Raw genomic sequence first — 12,482 nt, 5'->3', positions numbered from 1 at the left:
GGGGGAACGTGGTCGGCGAAGTCCGGCGGCGCGTCCGCGACGCGTTCGGAACTGGTCCACCGGGAGCGCACCGCGCTGCCCTGCCAAGTGAAAACGTTTCTCTCGAGGGGACAGAAATGTCGTCAGCACGGCTCGCCCGTCGCCGTCCAGCACCGATGGCCGCCCTGGCTCTGGGCACTCTGCTCTGCGTGGGCGCGACGGCGGCCCCGGGACACGCGACCGACGCCGTCACCGTCGTCAACGCGGGCAGCGACCAAGCGGTGGACGGGAGTTATCTCGTCGTCTTCGAGGACGGAGCGGAGCCCGACCTCGCCGACGCCTACGGGGTGCGGGTGCGCGACACGTTCGACCACGCGCTGCGAGGTGCGCTGATCGAGGGGAGCGCGAGGCAGGCCCGGCGACTGGCCGCCGACCCCGGGGTGCGCCTGGTCGAGCAGAACACCGTGGTGCACCGTGCCCGTTCCCCGAAGGCGGTCCAGTCGTCCCCGCCGTCCTGCGGGCTCGACCGGATCGACCAGCGCGCGCTGCCCCTCGACGGCTCGTACGGCTACCCCCGTTCGGCGGGACGGGGCGTCGACGTGTACGTCATCGACACCGGCATCGACTACGACCACCCGGAGCTGAGGCCCCGCGCCGGGTTCGGCTTCGACGCCTTCGGCGGCGACGGCGGCGACGAGCACGGCAACGGCACCCACATGGCCGGCGTCATCGGCGGCACGGAGCACGGCGTCGCCAAGAAGGCACGGCTGATCTCGGTGAAGGTGCTCGACGCGCAGGGCGGCGGCACCCTCGCCGGGGTGGTGGCCGGAATCGACTGGGTCACCGAGCACGCCGACGGGCCCTCGGTCGCCAACTTCGTCATCGGGGCCCCGCCGAGCGAGGTCCTCGACGACGCGGTGCGCCGCTCCATCGACGCCGGGGTCACCTACGCGATGTCGGCCGGCGCCGACGGCGTCGACCTCGCGAACTCCTCGCCCGCCCGGGTGGCCGAGGGACTCACCGTCGGCGCCTCCGACTGCGCCGACCGGGTCGCCCCGTTCAGCAACCACGGCAAGGGGCTGGACCTCTACGCCCCCGGGGTGGACATCCCCTCCGCCCGGCCGGGCGGAGGCACGGCCACCGAGTCCGGCACCTCGGTCGCGGCCGCGCACGCGTCCGGCGCCGCCGCGCTCCTGCTGGGCGAACGGCCGCACGCCTCACCGCGGGCCGTGAACAAGGCCCTGAAGAACCGGGCCGTGAAGCACACGCTCACCGGCGTACCGGCCGGCACCGCCAACAAGCTGCTGCGGACCGCACGATGACCCCGAGACTGGGCGGCGCCCCGCCGTCGCCACGTCTCACTCGCACCCCTCCACAGCACCGGGCGGAATCTTGCTGACCATCCGAGAACTCGTGAAGCGCTACCGCGACGGCACTCGCGCCAACGACGGCATCAGCCTGAGCGTCGAGGCCGGTGAGGTGGTCGGCCTCCTGGGGCACAACGGAGCCGGGAAGACCACGCTGATCAACCAGGTGGCCGGGCTCGTGGTGCCCACCTCCGGCACCATCCGCGTCGACGGCTGCGACCCGGTCGCCGAACCCGCCCGGGCCCGCCGAGTGGTCTCCGTGATGCCCCAGGGCCACGCCCCGCTGACCGGGGTGACCCCGAGGCAGGCCATCAGGACGATGGCCCGGATCCGCGGCCTGGACAAGCGGGCCGCCGCCGAGCGGACCGGGGAGCTGATCGACGCGCTGGACCTCGGGAAGTGGGCCGACACCACCGGGGAGCGGCTGTCCGGCGGCATCCGCCGCCTGACCGCCTACGGCATGGCGGCGGCCGAGCCCGGCCGCGTCGCCATGCTCGACGAACCGACCAACGACGTGGACCCCGTACGCCGCAGGCTGCTGTGGCGGCAGATCCGCGAACTCGCCGACCGCGGTCACGCCGTGCTCCTCGTCACGCACAACGTGGTGGAGGCCGAACGGAGCGTGGACCGCATCGTCGTGATGGGTGCCGGAAAGGTGGTGGCGGAGGGCACCGCCGCCCAGTTGCGGTCCCGGGCGCCCGGCGACCTCAGGCTGGAACTGACCGCGGCCCTCCCGGACCGCCTGCCGGAGCTGCCGGCCCACCTCCCCGTCGAGGGGCCGCCCCTGCTCACCTCCAGGCGGATGGCGGTGCCCATCGCCTCCGGCGCGGCCTCGACGGCCCTCGCCTGGGCCCAGGAGCTGCGTGACGCCGGGCACATCGACGAGTTCGCCCTGCTGCCGGTCGGTCTGGAGGACGTGTACCTGCAACTCGTGGGCGGCGAGGACACGCCGGGCGGACCGGGGACGGAAGAGGGGGAGAAGGATGACTCACTGGTTGCGTAGTTACGGCCTGTTGCTGGGATGGACCGCGTTGCGCAGCCGCGCGACCCTGCCCCTCAACCTCGTCATCCAGACCTGTCTCGCCGTGGGCATCATCGTCGGATTCGCCTACCTCGTGCCGGAGATGGACGACGCCACCGCGCTCTACCTGGCGACCGGTGCCCCGGTGCTCGGCCTCATCACCGTGGGCATGGTGATCGGCCCCCAGGAGGTGGCGTCCTCCAAGCAGGAGGGGATCTTCGACTTCAACCGCTCCCTGCCGGTGCCCAGAAGCGCCCTGATCGCCTCGGACGCCACGATCGCGCTGCTCACCGCGCTGCCCGGCATGGTGGCCGCGCTCGTCGTCGCGGGGCTGCGCTTCGACCTGGACCTCGACATCAGCCCGCTGGTGCTCCCCGCCGTCCTGCTGACCGCCTTCACGGCCATCGGGCTGGGGTACGGCATCGGGTACGGGATGGCTCCGCCGGTCGCCCGGCTGATGTCCCAACTCGTGGTCTTCGTGGCGCTGATGTTCTCACCGATCACCTTCCCGGCCTCCCGGCTGCCGGACTGGTTCGAGTCCGTGCACACGGTGCTCCCGTTCCAGTACATGGCCGAGGCGGTCCGGGACACGCTCGCCACCCCGGCGGACGGTGTCTCGGGGCTCCCCTTCGCCGTCCTGGCGGCCTGGACGCTCGGCGGGTTCCTGCTGACCCACCGGGTGATCACCCGCAGGCCCTGATCCCGCGCGGACGGGGCGCCGGGCGACGACGTTCCCGCCCGGCGCCCCGTCCGCCGTCCCCGGCGTTCCGACCGCCGTACCCGCCCCCCCCGGACGCCGGCCGCCGGGGGGAACGTCCTCAGAACGGCTCCACGACGGACTCCTCGCGCGGCGCGGTCCCCTCGACGACACGGAACCCGCGGCCCGGCCCCCGGCTCCACTCCCGGTACGCCGGGAAGCGCATCGGCAGCCCACGGGCCACGGAGAGGTCGGCGCTGTCCATGGCCTGGACGTGCACGTGCGGCTGGGTCGAGTTGCCGGAGTTGCCGCAGTCCGCGATGTGCTGGCCCACGACCACCGTGTCGCCGACGGCGACACGGACCGAACCGGCCTTGAAGTGCACCAGGGCGACGAACGGACCGCTCGGGGAGAGCGCGATGATCACGTGGTTCCCGGCGATGGCGCGCACCCCCTCGCGCAGCCGAGCCCCCTGCCCCAGCATGTACGGCACCAGCGCCAGCTGCGACCGCCGCGCCTCGTGGTCCGGCTCGGCGTCGTGGGCGGCGACGATCCGCCCGTCGACGGGGGCCAGCACCGGCAGGCCGAAGGCGTGGAACAGCTCCGGCGGCTCGGTGGCGAGGAAGGTCCGCCAGGACCGGCTCCCCGCCGTGCGGTGCCGCTCGTCCACGGCGACGAAGTCGATGGCGTGACTGCTGCCGAGGAGACTGGTGCCGTGGCTGGGGACCCGCCGGGCCGGACTGTTCCTCACCCGCCACGGGCCGGTGAAGGGCAGCGCGATCGTCACCCCCTGCGCCCGTGGATCCTGTCCGGCCGGCTCGCCCGACCGGGCCAGCACGACGGACGCGGTGCCCGTGGCGAGGGCGGAGGCGCCGATCGCGACGGTGCGCGCCACGAAGAGCCTGCGCGCGGGATCGTCGTCGGCCGCCCGGGGAGCAGCCGCGCCCGTGGCAGCCCCGCCTTCCCCCTCCCGCGGGGACGCGTCCGGAGCGGGGGCGGCCCGACGGGCCGCGAGACGCCGGACCAGCGGGCGGACGGCCTCGCCGAGGAGCACCGCGACGGTGAGGCACAGCAGCAGCGTCGGCCACACGGCGGCGACGCGCTCGGCGATCCGCCGGACGCCGGGGGAGGGCTCGGCGGGTCCCGCGGTCAGCAGGAGCAGGGTGAGCGCGGCCGACAGCCACACCAGCGCCGCGCCGAGGCGCCGTCCCCGGCCGCCCGGGAGCGTCACGTCCTTGACGAGCCGTCGGTACAGGTACCGGTGGACGGCCACCAGGAGGCAGAGGAGCAGGGCCGAGGTCAGCAGTGCAAGGGCCATGGACTGGGCTCCCGGAGAGGTAGGAACGCGGTGCGGCGGACGCCCGTGGGGGCCGCGGGAGGCCGGAATGCGGGCTTCTGACGGGTCGGGCGGGTGGCGCGTGGCGGTCGAGCGGGTGGCGCGTGGCCGGACCACGTATGGCTTTCCCACCTCACCCCGGGGCACACCCGGGCGTCCCCCGGTGAAACCAATGAATGGACTTTCTCCTAGTTCCGCGACGCGTGGTCCGGCCCGGCCCGCGCGAATCGGGGTGGTGCAATGTTGAATCGGTGCAGGTCAGTGGTGACGATGCAGCAGAAAAGCCGCTCGGGCGGTGGTGCCGGGCCGCGGATCGGATCTGTTGACAGCGTTCGTTCGAGTCGACGAACATGCACACCGATGTGGAACGAGTGAAACCACCACCGCCGCTCCCCGCGAGGGAGCGGGTGAGTGTCTTTCGAATTGCTGGTGAACTCAGGGAAACAGTGCAGGTACGGGGGCTTCGGGAATGAAGACGCATGATGCATTGATTCTTGTGTCGCCTGCCCGCCACGACGTCCCGACGCGGTCGCCGCTGTCGGGTCCGGGCGGGTGGAAGGTCAGGTCGGGGCGGGTCCAGCGCTCCTGACACCGGGACAACCGACGCCGTCGGACGCCGGCCGAAAGGGCGCGCCGACGCGATTTTCGGACCGGGAAGAACGGATTCACCATCGCGTGTCCCGGCCCGCACGGGGTCCAGTGCGGCGCCCGGCGGAACATCGGGATTCGGTACTGATTCGGGTCTTTCTCCGCCGGGGGCGCACCCCTCGTTCGGGGCCGGATCGTCGGCGCGCACCATCGTTCATGACTCCAGGGGATTGTGGTCTTGAGTACTTCTCGTAACTCGGCAGAAAACCTCCCTGTCTTCCCGGAAGGCCGGCGGGCGGAGACTTCCTTCCCGGCGTCCCCCACCGAGCAGGGGATTCTCTTCCAATCCCGCCACGGAGAAGGAGCCGGCCTTTACCACACGCAGGTCCTGCTCGACGTCGTTCAGGAAATCGACCCCGACCTCTTCCGCCGCTCCTGGGCGGCGGTGGCGGCCCGGCACGCGGCGCTGCGGACCTGCTTCCCCGACCCCACCGGCGAGCAGCCGTCGCGCACCGTGCTGGAGCGCGTGGAGGTGCCCCTGGTCCAGGAGGACTGGCGCGGACTGGACGAGGAGCAGCGGGCCGAGCGGCGCGGCGCCCTGCTGCGCGAGGATCACGAGCGGGGATTCGCCCTGGACCGGGCGCCGTTGTGGCGGCTGCACGTGGCCCGCCTCGAGCAGGCGCGCTACCAGGTCCTGTGGAGCCTGCACTACCTGCTGACGGACGGCCGCGGCCAGGAGACGGTACTGCGCGAGGTGGAGCGGACCTACGGGGCGCTGCTCGCGGGAACACCCCTCGACCTCCCGGCGCCCACCCCGTTCGAGGAGTACGCCGACTGGCGGAGGGCGCAGGACACCGGCCGGGCCGAGGCCTTCTGGCGCGAGGAGCTGCGGGGGGTCGCGGCGGCCGATCCGCTGCCCGTCGAGTCCCCGGCCCCGGCCCCGGTTCCGGCCCCGGCCTCTGCCTCTGCCTCTGCCGGAGACGGACCGGCCGGAGACGGACCAGCCGGCGAGCCGGACGGTGCGCCGGTGACGGTCCGGTACGAACAGGTGGCGGTCGTCCTGGACGAGCGCGAGACCACCGCCCTGCGTGCCGCGGGCCGTGAGCACGGCCTCTCCCTCACCACCCTCGTCCAGGGCGCCTGGGCCTTCCTGCTGAGCCGCTACACCACCTCCGAGGACGTCGTCCTGGGCGTGACGACCCCCGGCCGCCCGGCCGAACTGCCCGGCGCGCAGGACCTGGTGGGGCTCCTCGTCAACACCCTCCCGCTGCGCGTCCACATGCCGCCCGAGGCGCACTGGGCGGAGTGGATGCGGGAGCTGCAGGAGACGTATGCCCGCGTCCGGGAGCACGAGTACCACCCCCTGGTGCGGATCCAGCAGTGCGGCGGCATCGGCTCGGGCGATTCGCTCTTCGAGACCGTCGTCCTGGTGGAGGACTGGGCGGACACCGGGGACGGGACGGGTGCCGAGGACGGGACGGACACCGAGGACGGCGCCGCCGCCGGACCCGGCCCCGCCCTGCGGATGAACCGGGTCCGTGAGGAGAGCCACGCCCCCTACCCGATGAGCCTGGTCGCCACCCCCGGCCGGCGCCTCGCGCTCACCCTCCACTACGACACCCGGCGCCTCGCGGCGGCGACCGTCGAGCGGGCCGCGGGCCACCTGCGCCGCGTCCTCGCCGAACTCACCGCCCGGCCCCACGCCCGCACCGGCGAGCTGGCCCTGCTCACCCCCGCGGAGTTCGACCGGCTGGTCCACGAGTGGAACGACACCGACACGCCCTACTCGCGGGACCTGTGCATCCACGAGCTCTTCGAGCGGCAGGCTCGGCGCACGCCCGACGCCCCGGCCCTGCTCTTCCAGGACGAGCGATGGACGTACCGGGAGGTCGACGAGCGGGCCAACCAGATCGCCCACCTCCTCACCCGCCTCGGGGTGAGCCGCGGCGACCACGTCGCGATCCTCCTGGAACGCCGCCCGGAGATGGTCCCCGCCCTGCTGGGCATCCTCAAGGCCGGCGCCGTCTACGTCCCGCTGGACGTCAACGCCCCCGTCAAGCGCTGGCACTGGATCGTCAACGCGCTGAAGACCACCTGCGTCCTCACCCAGCACTCCCTCGTGCCCCGCCTGCTGTCCGAGGACGGCCTGCCGGACCTCGCGCACCTCCTGTGCCTCGACCCCGCCGACGACGCACCGGACCTCCCGGCCGACGGGGCCCCCGCCCTGCACCGCGCCGAGGCGCTCGCCGACATGCCCCGCGACGGCCTTCCCCGCCGGGCCACCGCCGACGACCTGGCCTACGTCATCTTCACCTCCGGCTCCACGGGCACGCCGAAGGGCGTCACGGTGGCCCACGCCCCGGCGGTGAACCTGATCGAATGGGTCAACACAACCTTCGGCGTCGGCCCCGACGACCGGGTCCTGTTCGTGACGGCGCTCACCTTCGACCTCTCCGTCTACGACGTCTTCGGCATCCTCGCCGCCGGCGGGTCGATCCGGATCGCCACCGGTGAGGAGATCCAGGAACCGGCCGCCCTGCTGCGCCGCCTCGCCGACGAACCCATCACCTTCTGGGACTCGGCCCCCGCGGCCCTGATGCAACTGGTCCCCCTGCTCCCCACCGACGGCGACGGCGCCCACCGGATCGTCTCCCGCACCCTGCGCCTGATCTTCATGAGCGGGGACTGGATCCCGGTCCACTCGCCGGACCTGATGCGGACGGTGTTCCCCAACGTGCGGGTCGTCGGCCTCGGCGGCGCCACCGAGGCGACCGTCTGGTCGAACTTCTTCCCCGTCACGGACGTCGACCCCGAGTGGAAGAGCATCCCCTACGGCAAGCCCATCCAGAACGCCCGCTACCACGTCCTCGACGAGAGCCTGCGCCCCTGCCCGCTCGACGTGCCGGGCGACCTGTACATCGGCGGCCCCTGCCTCAGCTCCGGATACGCGAACGAACCCGGTCTGACGGCGTCCAAGTACCTCCCGTCGCCGTTCGCCGGCGCCCCCGGAGAACGCCTCTACAAGACGGGCGACATGGCGCGCTGGCGCCCGGACGGCAACCTGGAGTTCCTCGGACGCACCGACTCCCAGGTCAAGATCCGCGGCTACCGCATCGAACTGGGCGAGATCGACAGCACCCTGAACGAGCACCCCGTGGTCCGGGACGCGGCCACGATCGTCCGCGAGGACCGGTCCGGCGACAGGTCGCTGGTGACCTACGTCGTGCTGGACCCGGGCCGCGCCCGCTCCCTCGTGCGCGAACTGGAGAACGACGGCCACCGCGACGGCGACGACCCGCTCGCCGGCAAGCGGGTCGAACGCTGGCGCGAGGTCTACGACTCCTTCGACGCCGACGCGGCGAAGGAGTCCGCGGACGGCAACGACTTCTCCGGCTGGAACAGCAGCTTCACCGGGCTGCCCATCCCCCCGCAGGAGATGCGCGACTGGCAGGAGGACACGGTCCGGCTGATCCGCGCCCACCAGCCGCGCGCCGTACTGGAGATCGGGTGCGGTACCGGCCTGCTGCTCTTCCCGCTCGCCGGGGAATGCCGGCGGTACTACGGCACGGACTTCTCCACCACCGCCCTCGCCTCCGTCCGCGGCCGCCTCGGCTCCCGCCCGGAACTCGAGGACGCGGTCGTCCTGCACCGGTGCGAGGCCGACGCCGTCGGCGACCTCCCCCTGGAACCGGTCGACACGGTCGTCGTCAACTCCGTCGTCCAGTACTTCCCCGACGTGGACTACCTGGTCCGCGTCCTGGACCAGGCCCTGTCACGGGTCGACGACGGCGGACGGATCATCGTCGGCGACGTACGGAGCCTCCCGCTGCTCGACGCCTTCCACGCGGCCGTCGAGACGGAGCGTGCCCCGGACACCACCACCCGGGCGGAGCTGTGGCAGCGGGTCCAGCAGCGCGTGCGGCAGGAGGAGGAGCTGACGCTCGACCCGGCCTTCTTCCACGCGTGGGCGGCCCGCACCGGCCGGATCCACCGCGTGGAGGTACGGCCCAAGGGCGCCCGCCACCTCAACGAGATGTCGATGTTCCGCTACCAGGTGGTCCTGCACGTCGGGGAGCCCGTCCCGGACGCCGCCACCGCGGCACCCGACTGCCCCGAGCACGACTGGACCGCCGACCGCCTCGGGACCGCGGCCCTGCGGGAACTGCTCGCCGCCGGCACCGACCGGATGTGGCTGCGCAACGTGCCCAACGCACGCGTCGAAGAGGCCGTACGCACCCTGCGCTGGCTGAAGAGCGGGGCCGGCCTGGAAACCGTCGAGGCCTGGCGCGCCCAGGGCCGGCCCGCCGACGGCGCCGACCCGGAGGAACTGCGCGAACTCGCCGAGCAGGCCGGCTACCTGGCCGCGCCCGACTGGAGCCGGCACGGCACCGACGGAGGCTACGACGTCCTGCTGACCCGCGTCGGCACGGAACCGGCCCCGGACGCCGCGCGGGTCGTCGTCCCGACGGCACCGGACAGCGGACCGGAGCACGAGGAAGACGACTGGTCGCAGTACGCCAACCAGCCCCTCAAGGCGGAGATCCAGTACCTTCTGGTACCGCGGCTGCATGCCCACCTCGCCGAGCGGCTGCCCGGCTACATGGTGCCCTCCGACCTGGTGCCGCTCGACGCCCTCCCCGTCACCTCCAGCGGCAAGCTGGACCGGCGCGCGCTGCTGCTCCCGCAGGCGTCCGGGACCGCGGGGCCGACCTCGGCGCTCCCGGCCCGCAACACCACCGAGGCGCTCCTCGTCTCGATGTGGGAGCAGATCCTCGACCGCTCGCCCGTCGGCGTCCTCGACGACTTCTTCGAGCTGGGCGGGCACTCGCTGCTCGCCGTGCAGATCGCGGCCCGCGTCCGGCAGGTGTTCTCGCTGGAGGTGCCGGTCCGCCTCTTCTTCGACATCCCGACCATCGCCGGGGTGGCCCGCGAGATACGGCGGCGCCAGGAGGAGCGGCAGCCGCAGCCCGCCCGCCCCCTCGTCCCCGTCCCCCGGGACGGTGAACTGCCCGCCACCTTCGACCAGCAACGGCTGTGGTTCATCGACCGGATGAGCCCCGGAACCACCTCCTACACCGTCAACTGGCTCGTCCCCCTGCCCGCGTCCCTCGGCGTCCCGGTGGTCGGCGAGGCACTCGGACACATGCTGCGCCGGCACGAACCCCTGCGGACGACCTTCCGCGAACGGGACGGCCGGGTCTGGCAGGTCGTCGGCGACGGGTGCGCCGTCGAGGTGCCGACGCTGGACCTGTCCGGACTCCCCGAGGACCGGAGCGAACAGCGCACCCGGGACGAGATCCGCCGGTGGTGGGACCAGCCGTTCGACCTGGTCGAGGGGCCCCTGCTGCGGGCCCTGCTCGTCAAGTGGTCGCCGACGGAGCAGCTCCTGGCGCTCAGCGCCCACCACCTGGTCTTCGACGGCTACTCGATCGGCGTCTTCGGCCAGGAGTTCCTGGAGATCTGCCGGGCCCTCGACGCGGGCGAACCGTGCCCGCTGCCCGATCTCGCCGTCCAGTACGCCGACTACGCGGTGTGGCAGCAGGGCCTGCTGGAGGAGGACCGGCTCCGGCACCAGCTGGAGCACTGGCGCCGGCAGCTCACCGGAGCGCCCGAACTCCTCACCCTGCCCACGGACTTCCCCCGGCCCGAGGTGCAGAGCCTGCGCGGCGAATTCCTCAGGCGGCAGCTGACACCGGAGGCGACCCGCCGGATCGCGGAACTGAGCCGTGACTACCAGGTCACCAACTACATCACCACGCTCAGCGCCTACGCGGTCCTCCTGGCGCGGCACAGCGGCCAGGACGACCTGGTCATCGGCGTGCCGATCGCCAACCGCAACCGCGTCGAACTGGAATCCATGATCGGGTTCCTGGTCAACACGATCGCCCTCCGGGTGGACCTGCGCGGCAACCCGACCTTCGAGGACGTCCTGCTCCAGGTCCGCAAGAGCCTGTTCGACGCCCAGAGCCACCAGGAGGTCCCCTTCGAGCGGCTGGTCGACGCGATCCGGCCGACCCGCAGCCTGAGCCACAACCCGGTCTTCCAGGTGATGTTCGCCGACGAGAGCCTGCCCCTCCTGGACCACCCGTCGGCCCTCGTCCAGCCCAAGCCGTGGATGCACAGCCTGATCGCCGAGGGCATGAGCGTCGGCGTCTCCCGCTTCGACCTCACCCTCATGGTCCAGTCGGCACCGGAGGGCATGCACTACGGATTCGAGTACTCCACCGACCTGTTCACCGCCGAGACGGTCGCGCGCATGGCCGACCACTTCGAGGTGCTCGTCCACTCGGCGCTGGCCGACCCCGGACAGCGCGTCGGGGACCTGCCGCTCGTCGACGCCGCCGAACGCGACCGGATCGTCGAGCGGAGCCGCGGACCCCGCAACCCGGCGGCCCTCGCGCCGGTGTCCCTCCCGGAGCGGTTCCGCGAGCAGGCGCGGCGGACCCCCGAACGGCCGGCCGTCGTGGACGGCGAGCGCCGGGCCACCTACCGCGAGCTCGACCTGCGGTCGAACCGCCTCGCCGCGCTGCTGCGGGACCAGGGTGTCGGGCGCGGGAGCCTCGTCGGGCTGTGCCTGTCGCGCTCCGTCGAGAGCGTCGTCGCCCTGCTGGCGATCGTGAAGGCGGGCGGGGCGTACGTGCCGCTGGACCCCACGTATCCGCGCGAGCGCCTGGCCCACATGGCCGAGGACGCCGGGCTCCGGCTCGTCCTCACCGAGCGCTCGGCGGCCGGCGCGCTGCCGGAGACCGGTGCGCGGGTGCTGGTCGTGGAGGACCTGTGGGGCGAGCTGGACCGGTGGCCCGACGGTGAGTCCGCCCCGGACGTGACGGCGGACGACCTGGCCTACGTCATCTACACCTCCGGTTCCACGGGCCGGCCCAAGGGCGTGGCCGTGACCCACGCCGACGTGGTCGCCCTGGCGCTGGACAGCCGCTTCGCCCAGGGGCACGAGTGCGTCCTCATGCACTCCCCGCAGGCCTTCGACGCCTCCACCCACGAGGTCTGGACGCCGCTCCTGTCCGGCGGCCGGACGGTGGTCGCCCCGCAGACCGCGCTGACCGCCGAGGCGCTGCGCGAGCTGGTCACCCGGCACCGGGTCACGGCCGTGTTCCTCACGGCGGCGCTGTTCCACCTCTTCGCCGACCAGGACCCGGGCTGCTTCGCGGGCCTGACGGAGGTGTGGACCGGCGGGGAAGCGGTACGGACGGAAGCGGTGCGCCGGGTCCGCGAGGCGTGCCCCGCACTGGTGGTCGTGGACGTCTACGGGCCCACGGAGACCACGACCTTCGCCACCTGCCACCGCGTCGAACCGCAGGACCCCACGCCCGCCGTGCTGCCCATCGGCAGGCCGCTGGACAACACCCAGACCTACGTACTGGACGGTCTGTTCCAGCCGGTCCCGGTGGGTGTGGCGGGGGAGTTGTTTGTGGGTGGGGCGGGTTTGGCGCGTGGTTATCTGGGGCGGCCGGATTTGACGGCTGAGGCGTTTGTGGC

Annotated in this window: 5 protein-coding genes; 4 read left to right on the top strand and 1 reads right to left on the bottom strand. The window is 72.9% G+C overall.

Features of this window, described 5'->3' with window-relative positions; all coding sequences use genetic code 11:
• Nucleotides 1-116: 116 nt before the first annotated feature.
• The 3 genes from ACIQFU_RS34685 (at nt 117) to ACIQFU_RS34675 (ending at nt 3,067) form a co-directional block, all read left to right on the top strand.
• Nucleotides 117-1,301, top strand: coding sequence for a S8 family peptidase (locus ACIQFU_RS34685; RefSeq protein WP_127895497.1), 1,185 nt, complete (start codon nt 117-119; stop codon nt 1,299-1,301).
• 70 nt (nt 1,302-1,371) lie between these two features.
• Entirely contained in the window at nt 1,372-2,349 is a 978-nt protein-coding gene (locus ACIQFU_RS34680) for an ABC transporter ATP-binding protein (RefSeq protein WP_007445539.1), read from the top strand.
• Nucleotides 2,330-3,067, top strand: a complete 738-nt coding sequence (locus ACIQFU_RS34675; protein ID WP_007445540.1) for an ABC transporter permease — start codon at nt 2,330-2,332, stop codon at nt 3,065-3,067. The genes ACIQFU_RS34680 and ACIQFU_RS34675 overlap by 20 nt, the downstream gene beginning before the upstream one ends.
• A 118-nt stretch (nt 3,068-3,185) precedes the next feature.
• Here ACIQFU_RS34675 and ACIQFU_RS34670 read toward each other — a convergent pair whose 3' ends face one another.
• On the bottom strand, nt 3,186-4,382 hold the full coding sequence (locus tag ACIQFU_RS34670; protein WP_264334036.1) for a M23 family metallopeptidase: 1,197 nt from the start codon (nt 4,380-4,382) through the stop codon (nt 3,186-3,188).
• An 844-nt stretch (nt 4,383-5,226) separates the two neighbouring features.
• On the opposite strand from ACIQFU_RS34670, the gene ACIQFU_RS34665 reads away from it, so the two are divergent.
• Nucleotides 5,227-12,482 (top strand): amino acid adenylation domain-containing protein (locus ACIQFU_RS34665; protein WP_402556997.1); only part of this gene is annotated, 7,256 nt, incomplete at its 3' end.

It is taken from the genome of Streptomyces sp. NPDC093065 (assembly GCF_044754585.1).
In the GTDB taxonomy this organism is placed as follows: domain Bacteria; phylum Actinomycetota; class Actinomycetes; order Streptomycetales; family Streptomycetaceae; genus Streptomyces.
This window is presented reverse-complemented; position numbering and strand designations above follow the sequence as displayed.